General features: G+C 70.4%; 16 protein-coding genes, 1 tRNA gene and 1 pseudogene. 11 read left to right on the top strand and 7 right to left on the bottom strand.

Annotation, left to right across the window (positions count from 1 at the left end; translation table 11 throughout):
- Positions 1 to 10: 10 nt before the first annotated feature.
- Positions 11 to 763, top strand: a complete 753-nt coding sequence (locus O7553_RS08200) for a helix-turn-helix domain-containing protein (RefSeq protein ID WP_281554210.1) — start codon at positions 11 to 13, stop codon at positions 761 to 763.
- A 106-nt stretch (positions 764 to 869) separates the two neighbouring features.
- Positions 870 to 2,024, top strand: coding sequence for a polysaccharide lyase family 7 protein (locus O7553_RS08195; RefSeq protein ID WP_281554209.1), 1,155 nt, complete (start codon positions 870 to 872; stop codon positions 2,022 to 2,024).
- A gap of 140 nt (positions 2,025 to 2,164) precedes the next feature.
- On the opposite strand, the gene O7553_RS08190 is transcribed toward O7553_RS08195, so the two are convergent.
- From O7553_RS08190 to O7553_RS08180, 3 genes are all read right to left on the bottom strand, one after another.
- Positions 2,165 to 3,019: a fumarylacetoacetate hydrolase family protein gene (locus tag O7553_RS08190; RefSeq protein ID WP_348650089.1), complete on the bottom strand. Its 855-nt coding sequence runs from the start codon at positions 3,017 to 3,019 to the stop codon at positions 2,165 to 2,167.
- 363 nt (positions 3,020 to 3,382) lie between these two features.
- Positions 3,383 to 3,457, bottom strand: a tRNA-Val gene (locus O7553_RS08185).
- Between the two features lie 60 nt (positions 3,458 to 3,517).
- Positions 3,518 to 3,916 (bottom strand): TIGR02611 family protein, encoded by a 399-nt coding sequence (locus tag O7553_RS08180; protein WP_281555533.1) that lies wholly within the window; start codon positions 3,914 to 3,916, stop codon positions 3,518 to 3,520.
- A 471-nt stretch (positions 3,917 to 4,387) separates the two neighbouring features.
- Between O7553_RS08180 and O7553_RS08175 the strand changes: the two genes are divergently transcribed.
- From O7553_RS08175 to O7553_RS08155, 5 genes are all read left to right on the top strand, one after another.
- On the top strand, positions 4,388 to 4,819 hold the full coding sequence (locus tag O7553_RS08175) for an SsgA family sporulation/cell division regulator (protein WP_281554208.1): 432 nt from the start codon (positions 4,388 to 4,390) through the stop codon (positions 4,817 to 4,819).
- Positions 4,820 to 5,009: 190 nt separating this feature from the next.
- Entirely contained in the window at positions 5,010 to 5,996 is a 987-nt protein-coding gene (locus O7553_RS08170) for an AraC family transcriptional regulator (protein WP_281554207.1), read from the top strand.
- Positions 5,951 to 6,406: an Rrf2 family transcriptional regulator gene (locus O7553_RS08165; protein WP_123600883.1), complete on the top strand. Its 456-nt coding sequence runs from the start codon at positions 5,951 to 5,953 to the stop codon at positions 6,404 to 6,406. The genes O7553_RS08170 and O7553_RS08165 overlap by 46 nt, the downstream gene beginning before the upstream one ends.
- Before the next feature lie 89 nt (positions 6,407 to 6,495).
- A complete protein-coding gene (locus tag O7553_RS08160) occupies positions 6,496 to 6,675 on the top strand; it encodes a DUF4236 domain-containing protein (protein ID WP_281554206.1) in 180 nt (59 codons plus the stop codon).
- Between the two features lie 90 nt (positions 6,676 to 6,765).
- A complete protein-coding gene (locus O7553_RS08155) occupies positions 6,766 to 7,317 on the top strand; it encodes a potassium channel family protein (RefSeq protein WP_281554205.1) in 552 nt (183 codons plus the stop codon).
- On the opposite strand, the gene O7553_RS08150 is transcribed toward O7553_RS08155, so the two are convergent.
- Together O7553_RS08150 and O7553_RS08145 are read right to left on the bottom strand one after the other, a co-directional pair.
- Positions 7,268 to 8,233, bottom strand: a complete 966-nt coding sequence (locus O7553_RS08150) for a hypothetical protein (RefSeq protein WP_281554204.1) — start codon at positions 8,231 to 8,233, stop codon at positions 7,268 to 7,270. The genes O7553_RS08155 and O7553_RS08150 overlap by 50 nt on opposite strands.
- A gap of 108 nt (positions 8,234 to 8,341) precedes the next feature.
- Positions 8,342 to 8,863, bottom strand: a complete 522-nt coding sequence (locus tag O7553_RS08145; RefSeq protein ID WP_281554203.1) for a VOC family protein — start codon at positions 8,861 to 8,863, stop codon at positions 8,342 to 8,344.
- 50 nt (positions 8,864 to 8,913) lie between these two features.
- Here O7553_RS08145 and O7553_RS08140 point away from each other — a divergent pair, with 50 nt between their 5' ends.
- Both O7553_RS08140 and O7553_RS08135 read left to right on the top strand, forming a co-directional pair.
- Positions 8,914 to 9,387 (top strand): MarR family transcriptional regulator, encoded by a 474-nt coding sequence (locus O7553_RS08140; RefSeq protein WP_281555532.1) that lies wholly within the window; start codon positions 8,914 to 8,916, stop codon positions 9,385 to 9,387.
- A 58-nt stretch (positions 9,388 to 9,445) separates the two neighbouring features.
- Positions 9,446 to 10,144 (top strand): annotated as a pseudogene (locus tag O7553_RS08135) (tetratricopeptide repeat protein); the annotation flags it as partial.
- A gap of 1,893 nt (positions 10,145 to 12,037) precedes the next feature.
- Here the strand turns inward: O7553_RS08135 and O7553_RS08130 are convergent.
- Positions 12,038 to 13,492: an ATP-binding protein gene (locus O7553_RS08130; protein WP_281555531.1), complete on the bottom strand. Its 1,455-nt coding sequence runs from the start codon at positions 13,490 to 13,492 to the stop codon at positions 12,038 to 12,040.
- Between the two features lie 47 nt (positions 13,493 to 13,539).
- Positions 13,540 to 14,196 carry a response regulator transcription factor gene (locus O7553_RS08125; RefSeq protein WP_281554202.1) on the bottom strand — a complete coding sequence of 219 codons (657 nt, stop codon included), beginning with the start codon at positions 14,194 to 14,196 and terminating at the stop codon, positions 13,540 to 13,542.
- A gap of 136 nt (positions 14,197 to 14,332) precedes the next feature.
- Here O7553_RS08125 and O7553_RS08120 point away from each other — a divergent pair, with 136 nt between their 5' ends.
- The gene (locus O7553_RS08120; protein ID WP_281554201.1) at positions 14,333 to 15,544 is read left to right on the top strand and encodes a hypothetical protein; all 1,212 of its coding nucleotides are present in this window, start codon (positions 14,333 to 14,335) and stop codon (positions 15,542 to 15,544) included.
- Positions 15,545 to 15,801: 257 nt separating this feature from the next.
- Positions 15,802 to 17,166: a cellulase family glycosylhydrolase gene (locus O7553_RS08115; RefSeq protein ID WP_281554200.1), complete on the top strand. Its 1,365-nt coding sequence runs from the start codon at positions 15,802 to 15,804 to the stop codon at positions 17,164 to 17,166.
- The last annotated feature ends 63 nt before the right edge of the window (positions 17,167 to 17,229 follow it).

Here is a 17,229-nt window from a genome sequence, read left to right as displayed (position 1 = left end):
GGGTACCACGATGACGACAGGCGGCGTCCCCCGGGTCAAATCGGCAGACCGCACCGTCGAGCTGCTGGAGCTACTCGCCGCCACCGCGGACCGGCGCACCCTCGTGGAACTCGCCCGCGCCCTGGGTATCCCCAAGAGCAGCATGCACGGACTGCTCCACACCCTCGTGCAGCGCGGCTGGGTTGAGACTGACACCGCAGGATCCCGCTACGGGCTGGGCGTCCAAGCACTGCGGACCGGTGCAGCTTACCTGCGTACCGACCGCGCGGTCCGCCGGCTCACCCCGGTCGTGGACCTGTTGCACCGCCGGCTCAAGACCACCGTGCAACTGGGCCGGCTGGTCGGTGGCCACATGGTCGCCCTGCTGACGCGGGAAGAGGTCGACGTGGCACCGATGCTTCGGACGGGCTGGCCGGCCCCGGCGTACGCCACGGCGATCGGCCGCGTCGTACTGGCCCGAGTGGCCGACGACGACGAGTCACTGGCACGGATGCTGTCCGCCTCACCAACCCTGCCTCCCGACGCTCTCGCAGCGCTCCGCGAAGAGCTCCGGCGGGTGGTCGAGCGTGGACATGCTGTCGACCAGGTGCCGGCCGGCCCGAACGGCGGCCGCGGCGTGGCGGTCGCCGCCCCGGCCAAGCTCGGCCCGCACGACGCGATCGGCGTCTGCGTCACCGACGGCGAGCTGACCGAGGCGCATGCCAGTGAACTCGCGGACGCAATCCGGGCAGCGACCACCGCCGGCCTGACGGGTCGGATCTAACAACTTCGAAATACGCCGTTGACCATCCAGTCATCTTCTTCTATGGTCACTCGGCACTAGTGCGACGTAGTTCACATATAGGAACTCTCACTACTGAGGACCCCTAATGAGACGTATCGCAATCCTCGCGCTGCCCGTAGCCGTGGTCGTCGCCAGCTCCACACTGACCGCACTGTCCGCGCACGCCACGACCGGCCTGCCCGTTACGGCAGCGACTGCCAGCTCCCACGACGGCAACGTGCCAGCCAACGCCATTGACGGAAGCCTCTCCACTCGCTGGTCCGCCCAGGGCGACGGCTCCTGGCTCCGACTCGACCTCGGTGCCAACCAGCAGATCGGATCGGTCGGCATCGCCTGGCACAAAGGCGACCAACGCCGGGCCACCTACACCGTTCAGACCTCAACCGACGCCAGTTCCTGGATCACTGTCGTCCCCCAGCGACAGAGCAGCGGCAGCACCTTACAGGTCGAGGACCACGACTTCACCGACCGGTCGGCCCGGTACGTACGCGTCGTTGGCTACGGCAACACGGCCAACAGTTGGAACAGCATCACCGAGATGCAGGTCTACGGCGCCGACGGGGGCGGTGGCGACTGCACCGTCCCGGCAGACGTACTCGACCTGACCAATTGGAAGATCACGCTGCCGACCGGCTCCTCCGACAGCCCGACCGAAATCAAGCAACCCGCCCTGAACGACTTTCAGATCTCCCCCTATTTCGTCGCTGCGGACTCGTGCCAGTCGGTCCAGTTCCGCTCCCCCGTCAACGGGGTGACCACAGGCGGCTCCAGCTACGCTCGGTCGGAGCTGCGTGAGATGGCGAACAACGGAGCCGCCCACGCGAGCTGGTCGTCGACCTCCGGCACACACACGATGGTCGTGGACGCCGCGTTCGACAGGCTTCCATCGACGAAGCCACATGTGGTCGTGGCCCAGATCCACGATTCGGATGACGACGTCACGGTCTTCCGATTGGAGGGCACCAGCCTTTACGTCACCAACGACAATGACACCCATCACAAGCTGGTTACCAGCAACTACCAGCTGGGCACCCGCTTCGAGGCCAAGTTCGTGGTCAGTGGCGGGCAGGTGAGGGCGTACTACAACGGCGTCCTGCAGACCACCATCGCCAGAAACTTCTCCGGCGCCTACTTCAAAGCCGGCGCCTACACCCAGGCCAACTGCTCAAACTCTTCGCCGTGCAGCGGCGACAACTACGGGCAAACCCGAATTTTCGATATCACCGTTACCCACTCCTGAAGCCGGCCGCCGCCCGGGGGCTCACACCCCGGGCGGCGCGGCGTCCTCGCGTCGCTTCCGACCCCGGCGCCGCAGGTCAGATCGGGCGTATTTGCAGAAGCGCCCAGCATCGGCTCCGATAACCGGCACCGACGGCGGAGTCAATCGGCGGCGCGACAGACTTGGCGCTGCTCGCCCAGCCCTTCGATGCCGACCCGCACCACATCCCCCACGCGCAGATAGGGAAACTGGCCAGACAACGCGACACCCTCCGGCGTACCGGTGTTGACGACGTCACCTGGCTCAAGCACCAGATACTGGCTCAGATACCAGATCAGGTGACGCACATCAAAGATCATGTCCTGTGTGGTGGAATGCTGACGAGGCTGGTCGTTCACAAAACTGCGCAGCGTGAGGCGTTGCGGATCATCAAGTTCATCGGCAGTGACCAGCCATGGTCCCAGCGGGTTGAACGACTCGCAACTCTTGCCCCTGACCCACTGGCCGCCGGCATCACCCATCTGGTAGTCCCGCTCGGACAGATCATTGGACACGGCGTACCCCGCTATGACGTCGCCCGCCTCGGTGGGTGACGCGAGGTAACGTGCCCGCCGGCCGATGACGACCGCCAACTCCACCTCCCAGTCGGTCTTCACCGCACCCTTCGGGATCACGATGTCATCGTAGGGCCCGACCACGGTGTTCGAAGCCTTGAGGAAGACGACCGGCTCGGCCGGCGGAGCGGTGCCGGACTCCGCAGCATGCCGGGAGTAGTTCAGCCCGATGCAGGCCACCGTGCCCGGCCTGGTGATCGGCGCACCGACGCGGGCACCCCGGACATCGACCTCTGAAAGATCCCCGGCGGCCAGGGCAACGCGTACCCGGTTCATGCCGTCACCGCCGAGAAAGGCCTGGTCGATGTCGGCGGTGACGCTGGTCAGATCGAAGTGACGGCCCCCGACGAGGAGTACCGGTCGCTCGCTGCCCTTTGGGCCGACCCGCATGAGCTTCATCATCAATTCCCTTCGGAGCAGGACGAGTCCCCGCAGACCGGGACGGCACCATCGGAATCAGCCAGGCCGTGCGCAGTAAATCGATACACTGTCCAGTCTCGCCAACACCAGCGTGGTCTGTCAATCGTCGACGCGCACCCTCGAAGCAGCCTGTGGACTGATCAGCCGGGCGGGCAGGGTGGTCGCCACCCGTACGACACCGTGCCGCCGGCCCGTCAATCAGTGCGGATGGACCGGGACACCGGTCCGGCGGCGGATCACCGCCGGATCAGGGGATCGGCACGCCATACGCCGAACCGATCGGACCGCCCGTGCGCGGATTCCTCGTGACAAGGCCGCCACTGCCGGCCCCGCTCGTGCAAAAAATGGTGGGCGATACTGGGATCGAACCAGTGACCTCTTCGGTGTGAACGAAGCGCTCTCCCGCTGAGCTAATCGCCCTCAGCGTGGATGACTGTACCCGATCGTCCCGCCCGGGCGCACATCCGGGTGGCGGTCGGCTCAGGTGGTGGCGAGGTAGCGCAGGAAGCTGGCGATCACGTCGATGCCGAGGCCGACCTTCAGCGAGAAGATCACCACGACCGCGACGAAGACGAGGCCCACCCCGGCGATGCCCAGCCGCACCGGCCAGCTCTGCCGGGTAACCCACCGGGTCCATCCCTGGACGTGCCGTCGGGCGAAGGCGAGCAGCCGCTTGGCCCAGTGGAACTCCACGCCCCAGACCGCCAGTCCGCCGAAGACGATCAGCCAGCCCGGCCCGGGTAGCGGGATCAGCACCAGGCCGAGGACCACGATCAGAGCACCGAGCAGGCCGACGCCGACCTTCAAGGCGATCCGGCCAGTGGGATTGGAGCGGATCAGGGCGAGGGTCACCCGAATCCGTTGGCGCAGCCCGGACAACGTTCGCGGTGCCTCCGGCTCGGGACGATCGGTGACAGCGACCGGAGCGCCGCGCCCACTCGGACGTCCGATCGGGTCACTGCCCACCTGGTCTCCCCCCGACTCGGCGTGTCCGACAGTCTCATCCGCCGGGTCGTACGACGCATGACCCGGTGTTGAATTCTCGGTCATCCGCTTGGCGGAGGAGGGTTTTATGGCCATTTTGCCCCTCATTGTCGCCCGCCCCGTCACCACAGGGCACCACTGGACGTTACCGGAGTGAGTCGACGTCTGAACCACCCGACGCCGGGCACGTCCCAGTACCCAAGCAGAACCGGACAAGACACCCAAGATGGACATTTTTGGTGCATCCCGGAACCGCTTCCCTCTACTGGGTGAGATCAGCGATAGACGGAGCGTAGTCAAATGCAAGGCCGGAGTATGGGGAAAGCGGGGCGGGCGTCCCGCAGCGGTGCCGGGGGGAGAACGTCCATGAGTGTCATCCGACCAACGACCGTCGAGGTCGAGACGTCACTACGGCTCATCGCGCCTGACGCTACCGCGCTGCCGGTACGAGCCAGCCTGCGTTACGAACCGAGTGATCCGTACGCGGTCCACGTACTCTTCCACGCGGAGTCGGCCGGCGGTGAAGCGGTCAGCTGGTCGTTCGCCCGAGAGCTTCTGGTGACCGGTCTCGACGAACCGGCCGGGATCGGTGATGTCCGGGTCTGGCCCTGGACGACTCCCCGGGGCGACTTCGTGGCGCTCGCGCTGAGCTCCCCGGATGGCAACGCGCTGTTCGAGGTGCCGCGCAGCGTGCTGGTCCGCTTTCTGCGCCGCACCTACGTGGTGGTGCCCCGCGGCCACGAGTCCGACCACCTGGACGTGGACACCGCGGTGAACCGGCTGCTGGCCGGGCGCTGATCGGAACGGCCCGACTCCGCCCGACCCGGCGGGGACTGCGGCTGTTTCGCGTGACGGGAGTACGGCGATGCGCCGTACTCCCGCCGCTGGTGCGGCCACCGGCGCACCCCGGCGCCTCCGCTGGGACGACGCGACGATCCGCCGGTGGTCGGGATGCGGTTGCGGCGCGCTGCGGTTACCGTCGAAACCGATGGTTCAGCCCGATCAGCTCGCCCGCCGGATGTCCGACCCGGATCCCCTGAGGCCAGCGATCAGCGCAACTACTCTCGGTAACAGTCTGACTGCCGACGTGCCACCCCGACCACGGTTGCTCCCCCACGACGAACTGCTACTGGTCACCGCCGGTCACGGCAGCCACGAGATCGACTTTGTCGCCCACCCATGCCGACCCGGCACCCTGCTGTGGGCCCACGCCGGGCAGGTGGTTCGGGCCGGCGGACAGCACGGTCTGGACGCGATCCTGGTGCGATGGACCGCGGCACCAGGCATGCCGGACCGGCCCACCTCCCGCGCCCACTGGCAGCTCACCGGTGAGGACGCCGACGCCATCATCAACGAGGTCAGCCAACTCGTCGTGGACAGCCAGCGGCCCCGGCGGACGGCGCTCGTCGACGAACTCCTCCGCCATGAACTGCGGGTCCTGCTGCTGCGGGTCGCCCTGCTGCCGTACGACTCCCCGCCAGCGCTCGATACCCCGACCACAGATGATCGCCCCGGTGACTATCCCGCATGGGCGGACGAAGCCACCGGGGCGGGTTCATCGAGGTGGGACACCTTCCGGCGGTTCCGGGCCGAGGTGGAGCGGGACCACGCGCGTAGCCGACGGGTCGAGGAGTACGCCGAACGGCTGTCCTGCGCGGTCCGCACCCTCACCCGGGCCAGCCTGACCGTGACCGGGCGGACCGCCAAACAGGTGATCGACGACCGGGTGGCGCTGCAGGCCAAGCGGTTACTCGCGGCGACCAACCTGCCGGTGGCCCAGGTCGGTGCGCGGCTGGGCTTCCCCGAGCCGACGAACTTCGGCCGTTTCTTTCAGCGCGAGGTGGGGTGCAGTCCGGGGAGCTTCCGCGCCGACCTGCTGGAACGCCCACCGGTGACCGACCGGGTCGCGGCAACCGGCATGATGGTGGCGTGCAGATCTCCGCGCGCGGCGACTACGCGGTACGAGCAGCGCTGATCCTCGCTGCCGCTTACCCGACGCTGATGTCCACCCAGGCGATCGCCGCCGAGCAGGACATGCCGCGCAAATTCCTCGAGGCGGTGCTGGCCGACCTGCGCCGGGGCGGGGTGGTCCGGGCACAGCGCGGCGCGGAGGGTGGCTACACGCTGAGCCAACCGCCCGGGGACGTCACCATCGGCATGATCCTGCGGGCGGTGGACGGACCGCTGGCCGGGGTGCGCGGGCTGCGTCCGGAGGAGACCCGGTACGCCGGTGCTGCGGAGAACCTGCCCCGGCTCTGGATCGCGGTACGCGCCGCGTTGCGCGAGGTGGTCGACGAGGTCAGCCTCGCCGAGGTACTCACCGGCCGGATGCCGGCGCACGTCCGCAAGCTGACGCTGAAGCCGGACGCCTGGGAGTCCCGCTAACCAGGCATGTGGACGGTCGGGTTTGCCGATCGACGCGACGGGGAACTGAGCAGCCCACCTGCTGACGGTCGACGGAGGGAGCGCGAGCGATGGGCGTCATGTTCCGCAAGCGGAAGCGGTTCGGCCCGCTCCAGTTGAACTTCACCGAGAACGGGTTCTCGTCCTGGACCATCCGGATCGGCCGATGGTCGTGGAACTCGCGGGCCAAGGCGCACCGGTACGACCTGCCCGGCCCGTTCTCATGGAGGCAGGACAAGTCGCGTAGCTGAGCGCGCAGGCGCAGGCGCAGGCGCAGGACAATAATCGAAGGCTCGGCGGGATCGCCCGCCGAGCCTTCGATCTGCAGGAATAATAATATTATGTCCGATATAGCTGGAGATGATGCCCTGTCCCGTACTCGGAATCCCCGCCGGGCCGAGGTACGGCGTACCTCCGCCATCTGCCTGCTGATGGTCCTGCTCTACTACCTGGTCCCGGTGGAGCCGGGGGTGACGGGGATGCATCTCGCGGTCCGCGCCGTGATCACCGTCGTCGGCGTGACACTGGTGGCCGCGCTGGTGCTACAGCAGATCCGCGACCAGATCACCGCCGATCCGTCCGACGTACGCCTCACCCGGCTGGCGATCGCGCTGGTCGGCGGAGTGGTCGTGTTCGCGCTGGCCGACCTGGTCATCTCGTTCAGCGACCCGGCTCAGTTCATCGACATGACGACGAAGACCGACGCGCTCTACTTCGCGATCGGCACGCTCACCACCATCGGGTACGGCGACGTACACGCCAAAGGCCAACTCGCCCGCGCGGCGGTCTGCGTCCAGATGGTGTTCAGCGTCGGAGTGCTCGCCACCGGCGCGTCGCTGCTGGTCAGGCGGTGGACGGAGTACGCCCGCCAGCAGCCGGGGCGGTCGGGGTGATCTTTACGTCGCCGGCCAACCGTCCGTCCGCCGGCCAGCGCCGCACCTGGTCGGCGGCGAGCAGACCGGCCAGCGCCCGGTTGGCGTCGGAGGCCCGGTGGACCGTCCCGGTCACCGTGAAGCTGCGCAGCTCGGCGACGGTCCGGGAGCCGCACTCGACGAGGTGGGCGTACAGCCGGTCGCGCAGCGAGGCGAGCCAGTGGTCCGGCTCCTGCCCGGCGACGGCCGCGTCCGGCTCCTGCCGGGCGACGGCCGTCGCCTGCGGATCGTCGGCGGCACGCAGCCCCCACCCCGCCGGACCGACCTCCCAGAGCGCCTCCTTGAACGCCTCGATGCGTTTGCCGGACCCGGTGGCGAAGGCGACCGGGTACGACGTGCCGCCGTCGACCTGCCCGGCCACCCCGGCCGGCACCAGCTCGACGACGCTGACCAGCGGAAAGCCGGCTGCGGTCAGCACCCGGCGCAGTTCAGCTGGTGAAGCCGCTCCGACCACCAGCAGCTCGGCCGGGCGGCCGGCCGTCGACGCGCGCCACACGACGGGTCCGGGCAACGGGCCACCGGCCAGGTCGAGGTGGCACAACAGCGGCGCGTTGGCGGCCGCAGCGGCGGTCACGGCCACCGGGAGCAGCTCCGGACCGCCGGGCAGCAGATGGGCCGTCACCGCCGCCGGCAGCCCGGTCGGGTCCGGCTGGGCACCGGAGGACGTGACGGTGACGACCGTCAGGTGCCGGCCGGTGACCAGTTCCGGGTGGTCGGCGACGGCGCGCAGCGCAGCGTCCGCGGTGGTGCCCGGCGGGCCCTGGTACGCCTGAACGAAGGTGGCGCGACGGGCCTGGCGCAGCGCGGCGGGAACCCAGGTGCTCAGGTGGCGGAGCAACAGGTCGTGCGGGACCCGCCCCGCCGGCTCGACTGTCATGGCGTCCGTTCTACCGGCCCGGGTCGCGGCCCGCGCGGGCGGGGCCGGCCGAGCCGCCGTCGCCGGTCGGAGCCGGAGTCAGCGGGCCGGCTCCGGCTCGCTACGCGGTCAGCCCGGCACCGAGACGCCGACGCCACCGCGGGTCCGGGCGCCGTACCGCTGCTTCTCCCGGGCCAGGTCGAGCGGCCGGATCCGCTTGCGGGCGGCAATCGCCTGCTCGTCGAGGCGGTCGGCGGGGACCAACCAGACGACCTCGAACTCCAGCCCGTCCGGATCCCGGCCGTACAAGCTCTTGGTGGTCCCGTGGTCGGAGGTGCCGACCAGGGCGCCGGCGGCGGCGAGCCGGGTGGCGAGCGCCTCGAGTTCGTCGAGCGTGTCCACCTCCCAGGCCAGGTGGTAGAGGCCGACCATGCCGCGACCCGCGCCGGACCGCGCGGCGTGGCCACCGATCTCGAACAGGCCGAGATCGTGGTCGTTGGTAGAGCCGGGGGCCTGCAGGAAGACCACGCCGGAGAAGCCGTCGGGGGTCATCGGCACGACGGAGAACCCGAGCACGTCCCGGTAGAACGCCAGGCTCCGGTCGAGGTTCGAGATGTACAGCACGGCGTGGTTGAGACGGTGGATTCCCATGTCGTGAAGGCTAGCGCGAGTTAGTTCAACGCTCAACCACTACGGGTATGATGGTGGTCATGACCCGCTGGCTCGACGACGACGAACAGCGCACCTGGCGCGCGTACCTCTACGCCACCAGGACGTTGGCCGCGACCCTGGACCGCGAACTGCAGGCGAGCGCGGGGATACCGCACGCGTACTACGAGATCCTGGTCCGACTCTCCGAGGCACCCCGGCGCACCCTGCGGATGAGCGAGCTCGCCGACGCAACCGACTCCTCCCGCAGCCGGCTGTCGCACGCCGTGTCCCGGCTGGAGCAGCTCGGCTGGGTCCGCCGTGAGGAGTGCCCGACCGACCGGCGCGGGCAGTTCGCGGTGCTCACCGAGCCCGGCTTCACCGCCCTCAGCGCCGCCGCGCCCGGCCACGTCGACGCGGTCCGGCAACACCTGTTCGACCAGTTGACCCCGGAACAGGTCGATCAACTGCGGATCATCAGCGAAGCGTTAGTCAAGCATCTGGCCGGTAACAATCCGCCATCATGAGCGAACTGTCCCACATCAGACCCTTGTACAGACCGTCGTCGGACACGCACGATGGGACGTGTCTCTCGGCCTGGGCGAAATCACCACGCAGGCGCACGGCCTGATCAGCGTCGGCGACCTGCCGGGCGCGCGTAATCTGCTGGCCACGGCGTTGGCCGACACTGACTCGCGTCCCGCACACGCCAGCGCTGAACAGGCGGAGGCCGCCGGACTGCTGGCCCGGGTGACGGTCGCGCTCGGCGAGGCGCCGGCGGCGCGGGCGTGGGCGGCGTACGCGTACTCGGCGAACCAGCGACTGCACGGCACGGCGGACGAGCGGACCATCGGGGCCGCCGCCACCCTCGCCGCCGTCCTGCACCGGGTGGGCAGCGACGCCCGCGCCGCGCACCTGTACCGCGAGGTGATCGACGAACTCTGCGCCATCGACGGCCCCGAGTCGCTCCGGGTCCTGGCCGCCCACGCGGACCTCGCCACCGTCGAATTCGCTCGCGGCGAGTGCGACATCGCCCGGGACCGTCTGGAGGATGCCTGGGAACTGCACCGCGAGGTGTACGGCGAGGGGCATCCGGCCGGGATCAAGATGCTGGCCCGGCTCGGCGCGATGCAGCGCGACTGCGGCCGGCTCGCCGAGTCCGACGTCAGCCTGTCGCTCGCCATCGACCTGTGCCGCACCCGCCTGCCGGCCGACCATCCGCTAATCGGGCAGGTCGCCGCGCTGGCCGAGGCGTCAGCGGATCCGGCGCACCGCTGTGGCGGGCAGGGGCCGGTCGACGACGGGCCGGACGACACCGGCGGCCCGGATCCCGACCGCAGTCCGGACGATACCGACAGCCCGGGCCCGATCCTCCGGCCGGACGACAACGGCGGCCCAGGCCACGACGGCGGCTTGGACCAGGGCGGCTGGCCGCCCGGCACCAGGCCGGCCAGTGGGCCAGCGGCTCCGGCTGCTCCGGCGGCCGATCCCGCCGGGCGCGACCGGCTCACCGGTCCGGCCTGGGCCGAGCCCAGCTGGATCGAGCCGGAACCGCCGGTCACTGAGGTAGCCGACCCCCGCTGGTCGGCGGCGTTCTGGACGGAACCGAGCGCGTCGTCAGCGACGCCGACCACCGACCGGTCAAGCGACGACGAGACGGACGGCCATCGGGACGGACGGCACCGGGCCGACCCGCCCTGGCTCGACCCGCTGGACCAGCCGGTGGACCAATCAGTGCCCGACCCGGCGGCTGAGCTGGACAGCGGCCGACCGTGGAGCCAGCACGGTTGGATTGAACGGGAACCGGCGGGCGGCGACGCCGATGACCCGCTCTGGTCGCCCAGTGGTTGGCTGACCGACGACCCCTCCCCTGCCCGGCGGAACACGACCGGGCAGGAGCAGCGAGGCGACCAGCACCAACCGGACGAACCCGACACGACCGACGGCCGGCCAGCGAGCATCCCACCGCCCCGGGTGCCGGTCGATCTGCCACCGTCCGGCTCCACCAACCATGACGGGGCACCCGGCATCTGGCTCTTCGACGAACCGTGGTGGCCGCCCGAGCAGTCCGGTGCCGGCGATGGCTCCGATCCGGCCGCTGCGGATCGCCCGGACGGACCGGATCGCCCGGACGCACCAGAACGCCCGGACGCCTCGGACGCCGCCGGCCCGGTCAGCCCGTTCGGGCCGGTCCGGTTCCGGCAGGCGACCGGCCCGTCAGCGCCCGACACTCCCACGGCCGGCAGTTCCGTGAGCGACCCGGCGGCCGTGCCCGGCGAGCCGGTGCCGCCGGAGACCCCTGCCTTCGTACCCAACCCACGGGTGCCCGACAGGGCAGGCGCTCGACCGGAGCCGGCACCACCGGTGACCGACGAAGCCTTCGCGGGCCCGGACGCCTCGGTCGATGCCGACTCCGCAGCCCGCCACGCCGAGGTCACGGACGGGCCGGGCACCGGAGCCACGGACGGACCGGCCACGAGCGTCGCAGCCGGTGGAGCCGGCGCGACCATCGGAACCGGCGCCACCGGCACGGGCCGCAGCACCGGGACGCTGTCCCGACTGCCACGGCGTGAACTCAGCCGGATACCCGACCGCCGCAGGAACCTTCCGGTCCGGCGGCAGCGAGGACAGCTGGTGCCGTTACCCAAGCCGGTGGCGACCGCTGCCCGCCCACGCGGGCCGATGCTGGTGTTCACCGGCGTGGTGGTGGTTCTGCTCGGCGCTGCGGCGGTGGTGGCCGGCGTCAGCCTGGTCGACGAGACGTCCTCCGGGCCGACCGCGGCACCAGCCGAGGTCACCTCCCCGACCGGTACGCCGACCAGCGCTGCGCCGCCGGCCACACCGGGTACCGCCCCGGGCGGCGTGGGCCTGCGCGACAACCGGGACAGCGTGACGTTGACCTGGACCTATCCGGCGGGTGCCGAGGGACAGGTGTTGATCTCCGGGGGGAGCAACGATCAGCAGCCCCGAGCCTTCATGACGTTGCCGACGGGTGCGGACAGCTTCGTCGCGTACGGGCTGAACGAGTCGATCGACTACTGCTTCACGGTCGCCGTGGTCTACTCGGCCGACGTGATCGGGCAGGCCGACCCGGTCTGCACGGACCGGGCAGCGAACGCCCGGTAACCTGTCCGGTCTGCACGGACCGGGCAGCGAACGCCCGGTAACCTGTCCGGTCTATGCCGGGCCGGGCTCGTCGTCCACCGGGTCTGCCGGAAGCCGGACCCGAACCTGAAGTCCGGGACAAGCACCGTGAGGCCCTGCCGCATCACCGTCGTGTCCTGCCGCATCGTCCGTCCGCCCCGCATCGGCCAGTTCGACAGTGCCGCCGTGTCGGCGGACCAACTGCGCGACGATGGCCAGTCCGAGCCCGGCGCCGCCGGCGTCGTGGGCCCGCGCGTCGTCGAGCCGGGTGAACCGGTCGAAGACCCGTTGCCGGTCGGCCGGTGGGACACCCGGACCGTCATCGGTGACCAGGAGCTCATGCCAGTCCGGCCCGTCCGGTCGGGCGGTCACCAGCACCTCGGAGCGGGCGTGTCGGACCGCGTTGTCCAGCAGGTTGGCCAACACCCGGACCAGCGCGTCCGGGTCGCCGGCAATCCACAGCGGCTGGTCCGGCGGCACCACCCGCACCGGCGGCCGTGGATACCGGGCGGCCACCGTGGCGGCCAGCTCGCCCAGTTCCACCGGACCGACCGGGCCGAGCACCACACCGGACTGGTCGGCCTGCTGGTCGGCGCGGGCCAGCAGCAGCAGGTCGTCGACCAGTCGGCTGAGTCGTTGACTGTCCGCCAGCAGGTCGTCGGCGACCGCCAACCAGTCCGTGCGGATACCGAGTCGCTGCGCCACCTCAAGCTGCGTACGCAGATTGGTCAGCGGACTGCGCAGCTCGTGGGCGGCGTCGGCGACGAACGCGCGTTGCCGGGCCCGCGCGGCCTCCAACCGGTCGAGCATGTCGTTGAGGGTGACCGCCAGCCGCTGAATCTCGTCGCCACCACCCGGCACCGGCAGATGACCGGCCTGGTCGCCACCAGTGATCTCGGCCGCGCCGGCCCGCAGTTTCTCCACCGGCCGCAGCGTCGCCCCGACGGCCCGCCAGACGATGACCGTGACCGCCGCCACCAACAGTGGGAACGTCATCAGCAGAATCACCCGGACCAGGGCGAGGCTGCGGTTGATGTCGGCCATCGACCGGGCGACCAGCACGGTACGCGGCTGCGCTGGCCCGCCGGCCGGTTGGGCGATCACCCGAACCGGGCCGCGCAGACCGAGCCGGGCACCCGGCACGGTGACCGCCCCGGTCGGTTCGGCGGCGAGCTGTTCCCGCTCGCCCGCGTAGAGCATCGGGACGAGTCGATCGGCGCCAATGGACGCGGCGCGTATCCGTCCCCGCTCGTCGACGATCTGCACCCGTACGTCGTTGCCGGCCACTGGCAACGGGTCGGGCACCGCGTCGGCGGCCACCAGCTGGGCGATCGCGTCGGCGGTGGTCCGGGCGTCGGCGTCGGCGCTGCGTTCCAACGCCAGCGCGAGGACGACGGTGAGCCCGATCGCCCCAGCGGCCAGGCCGGCGGTGAGACCCAGCACGCTGATCGCGGTCAGCCGGGTGCGCAGGCTGAGCCGGACCCGCAGGTGCGCCCGCCACCGACCGGGATGCGCCGCCGAAAGCCGTCGACCTGTCACGGGACCAGCCGGTAGCCGGCACCCCGGACGGTCTCCAGCCGGTCCCGGCCGACCTTGCGGCGCAGGTACCCGATGTACACCTCGACGGCGTTCGGCGCGGTGTCGACGCTGGCGTCCCAGACGTGGTCGAGCAGTTCGATCTTGGAGACGACCTCGCCGGCGCGCCGCATCAGGTACTCCAGCAGGGCGTACTCACGGGCGGTGAGCCCCACCTCGGCATCGGCCCGGGTGACCCTCCGCCGGGCCGGGTCGAGGCTCAGATCACCGGCGGTGAGCACGGCGGGCCGCTGCGGCGCGCCGCGCCGTAGCAGAGCGCGCAGCCGGGCCAGCAGCACCACGTACGAGAAGGGCTTGGTCAGGTAGTCGTCGGCACCGCAGTCGAGGCCGTCCGCCTGGTCGTACTCGCCGTCCTTCGCGGACAGGATCAGCACCGGCAGCCAGTTCTGCTCGGCCCGCAGCTGGCGCACCACCCGGTAGCCGGACAGGCCGGGCAGCATCACGTCGAGGATCATCGCGTCGTACCCGCCGTGCCGGGCCAGTTCCAGCCCGGCCGGCCCGCTCGCGGCGACGTCCACCACGAAGCCTTCCTCCTGCAGGCCGCGCCGCAGGGCGTCGGCCAACCGGACCTCGTCCTCCACCACCAGCACCCGCACCGGTCAAGGGTGCCATCATGAGGGTGCGACCGGGCTACCCGTGACCGTCGTCGCTGAGCGTGTTCTCAGCTTGGCCACCGGCTCTCAGCAACGTCTCAGTACACCCGACGCACGATGGGTGGCAGGAGGTACGAAGATGTCGGTATTCACATCCCGGCCGGCGATGCGCTGGCTGGTCCCCGCCGCATCGGCGGCGGTGCTCGTCGGCGGCGGCGTTGCCGTGGGGGCGCTCGCCGCGTCCGCAGACCCGGTCCTGCCGCCGCGTAGCGCCGAGCAGTTGCTGGTCGACCTGCAGACCGCCGAGGTCGACGGCATGTCCGGAACGGTCGTGCACCGCGCCGATCTGGGCCTGCCGGCGGCGCTCAACCTGGCCGGTCAGATCGGTGCCGGCAACGGGCTCGGCTCGCTGATCAACGGTACGCAGACCTTGCGCGTCTGGTACGCCGGTCCGGACCAGGCCCGGTTGGCGATGGTCCGCACGCTGGGCGAGACCGACGTCATCCGCAACGGACAGGACGTCTGGATCTGGTCCAGCCAGCAGCAGCAGGCCACCCACTTCGAGTTGCCGGCCGAGGGCGATCACGCCGACGCGGCGGGCGAGCGGGCCGGCACCGATCCGGCGTCGGAGCTGCCCGTCACCCCGCAGGCGGCAGCCGACGAGGTGCTGGAGGCAATTGACCCGAGCACCGAGGTGTCGGTGGGCCGCTCGGCGGAGCTCGCTGGGCGGACCGCGTACGAGCTGGTGCTCACCCCCCGCGACGAGGACTCGCTGGTCGAGGAGATCCGGATCGCGATCGACTCGGTCGAGTACGTGCCACTGCGGTTCGCGGTCTATCCGGTCGGCGCCGACCGGGCCGCCATCGAGACCGCGTTCACCCAGGTCAGCTTCGACACACCGGATGAGGAGCAGTTCGTCTTCAACCCACCGCCGGGCACCGAGGTCGTCGAGGCGGGCGAGGACGGTGTCGCGACGCCGGGTGCCGGTTCCCGGGGTCCGGACCAGTTGCCGGGCAACGCCGAGACCGACGGCATGCTGGAGGAGCTGGCGCGGGGCTGGGCGGACAGCGAGGACGCGGTCCGTACGGTCGGCACCGGCTGGGGCACCGTCCTGGTGGTCACGCCGCCGGCCGAGGCGGCGACTGCGGCCGAGGAGCACGCCGGTGAGTCCGCCGAGGGCGCTCAGGTCATGCAGATGCTGGGTGATCTGCCGGCGGTCGACGGGCCGTGGGGCAGCGGCCGGCTGTTCTCCAGTTCGTTGTTCACCGCGCTGATCGCCGACGACGGCCGGCTGTACGCCGGCGCGGTGACGCCGGAGCGGCTGTACGAGGTGGCTACCGAGACCCGCTGACTTGACCGGTCCACTACCGGCGTCGACCCCGGATCACCGAGCGTCGACGCCGGTAGCGGCGTTTGCAGGGCCCGATCAGCCAGCGGTGCAGACCGACACCAGGGGCGGACCAACTTAACCGGTTGCGTAGCGGGATCACGCCGGTCTACTCTGATGCTTGCGCGAAGGGCCGGGTAGTCGCCGACACCGTGCTGGCCAGGTCAGCCGGTGTCTTTCGTCCCCGTGGGTCACCCACGGGTCGCTACCCGAGGTAGGTCATGAAGACACGTCTGAGCGTCGCGGCCGCGGCGCTGCTCGCCCTGGTCACCTCCGTCGTGGTGCTGGCCCAGCCCGCGCACGCCGCCGTCGGCCTGCACGTCAGCGGCGGCCAGTTGGTGGAGGCAAACGGCACTCCGTTCGTCCTGCGCGGGGTCAACCACGCACACACCTGGTACACCGGCCAGACCAGTTCCTTCGTCAACATCAAGTCCCTGGGCGCGAACGCCGTCCGGGTGGTGCTCAGCAACGGCCACCGGTGGAATCGCAACGATGCCAGCGACGTCGCCAACGTCATCTCGCTGTGCAAGGCCAACCGGCTGATCTGCGTCCTGGAGGTGCACGACACCACCGGGTACGGCGAGGAGGGGGCCGCATCCACCCTGGCGTCCGCCGCCGACTACTGGATCGGCCTGGCCAGCGTGCTGCGCGGCCAGGAGAACTACGTCATCATCAACATCGGCAACGAGCCGTTCGGCAACAGCGGCTACCAGAACTGGGCCAGTCACACCACGAGCGCCGTACAGCGGCTGCGCGCCGCCGGTTTCGAGCACGCGATCATGGTCGACGCACCGAACTGGGGACAGGACTGGACCTTCACGATGCGTGACAACGCGCAGTCGGTGTGGAACGCCGACCCGGCCCGCAACCTGATCTTCTCGATCCACATGTACGGCGTGTTCGACACCGCCGCCGAGATCAGCGACTACCTCGGGCGGTTCCGCTCGGCCGGTCTGCCGATCGCGGTCGGCGAGTTCGGGCACGACCATTCCGACGGCAACCCGGACGAGGATTCGATCCTGTCCTACACCCGGCAGCACGGCATCGGCTGGCTCGGATGGTCGTGGAGCGGCAACAGCGGCGGCGTCGAATACCTCGACATGGTGAACAACTTCAACGTCAACAGCCTCACCCCGTGGGGCCAACGGCTGTTCAACGGCACCAACGGGATTCGGGAGACCGCACGGGAGGCGACCGTCTACAGCGGCGGGACGCCACCGCCGACCACCGCGCCCCCGACCACCGCGCCGCCCACCACCGCGCCCCCGACCACCCCGCCGCCGGCAGGGGCGTGCACTGCGACGTACGCGGTGATCGGTCAGTGGCAGGGCGGTTTCCAGGGTGAGGTACGGGTGACCGCCGGCGGTTCGGCGCTCACCGGCTGGCGGGTGAGCTGGACGTTCGCCAGCGGTCAGTCGGTCAACCAGGCGTGGAACGCCACCGTCACCAGCACCGGGGCGAGTGTCTCGGCGACCAACGTCAGCTACAACGGCAACCTCGGCGCCGGGCAGAGCACGACCTTCGGCTTCATCGGCAGTTGGACCGGCAGCAACCCGGTGCCGACGCTGTCCTGCGCCGCGCGGTAGCCGCAGCCGCCACCACAGGTGTGACCGGTGGCCGGGCGGGTATCCGTCCGGCCACCGGCACAC

Source organism: Solwaraspora sp. WMMA2059 (genome assembly GCF_027497315.1).
Taxonomy (GTDB): Bacteria; Actinomycetota; Actinomycetes; order Mycobacteriales; family Micromonosporaceae; genus Micromonospora_E.
Note: the sequence above shows the minus strand (reverse complement) of the source record. Positions and strands in the feature narration are given on the sequence as shown.

Excerpts from the sequence above, each read along its gene's own strand:
- O7553_RS08140 (WP_281555532.1), top strand. The coding sequence starts at position 8,914 with ATGGTGGTCATGACCCGCTGGCTCGACGACGACGAACAGCGCACCTGG.
- O7553_RS08160 (WP_281554206.1), top strand. The coding sequence starts at position 6,496 with ATGGGCGTCATGTTCCGCAAGCGGAAGCGGTTCGGCCCGCTCCAGTTG.
- O7553_RS08115 (WP_281554200.1), top strand. The coding sequence starts at position 15,802 with ATGAAGACACGTCTGAGCGTCGCGGCCGCGGCGCTGCTCGCCCTGGTC.
- O7553_RS08175 (WP_281554208.1), top strand. The coding sequence starts at position 4,388 with ATGAGTGTCATCCGACCAACGACCGTCGAGGTCGAGACGTCACTACGG.
- O7553_RS08190 (WP_348650089.1), bottom strand. The coding sequence starts at position 3,019 with ATGATGAAGCTCATGCGGGTCGGCCCAAAGGGCAGCGAGCGACCGGTA.
- O7553_RS08145 (WP_281554203.1), bottom strand. The coding sequence starts at position 8,863 with ATGGGAATCCACCGTCTCAACCACGCCGTGCTGTACATCTCGAACCTC.
- O7553_RS08200 (WP_281554210.1), top strand. The coding sequence starts at position 11 with ATGACGACAGGCGGCGTCCCCCGGGTCAAATCGGCAGACCGCACCGTC.
- O7553_RS08155 (WP_281554205.1), top strand. The coding sequence starts at position 6,766 with ATGTCCGATATAGCTGGAGATGATGCCCTGTCCCGTACTCGGAATCCC.
- O7553_RS08195 (WP_281554209.1), top strand. The coding sequence starts at position 870 with ATGAGACGTATCGCAATCCTCGCGCTGCCCGTAGCCGTGGTCGTCGCC.
- O7553_RS08150 (WP_281554204.1), bottom strand. The coding sequence starts at position 8,233 with ATGACAGTCGAGCCGGCGGGGCGGGTCCCGCACGACCTGTTGCTCCGC.
- O7553_RS08170 (WP_281554207.1), top strand. The coding sequence starts at position 5,010 with ATGGTTCAGCCCGATCAGCTCGCCCGCCGGATGTCCGACCCGGATCCC.
- O7553_RS08120 (WP_281554201.1), top strand. The coding sequence starts at position 14,333 with ATGTCGGTATTCACATCCCGGCCGGCGATGCGCTGGCTGGTCCCCGCC.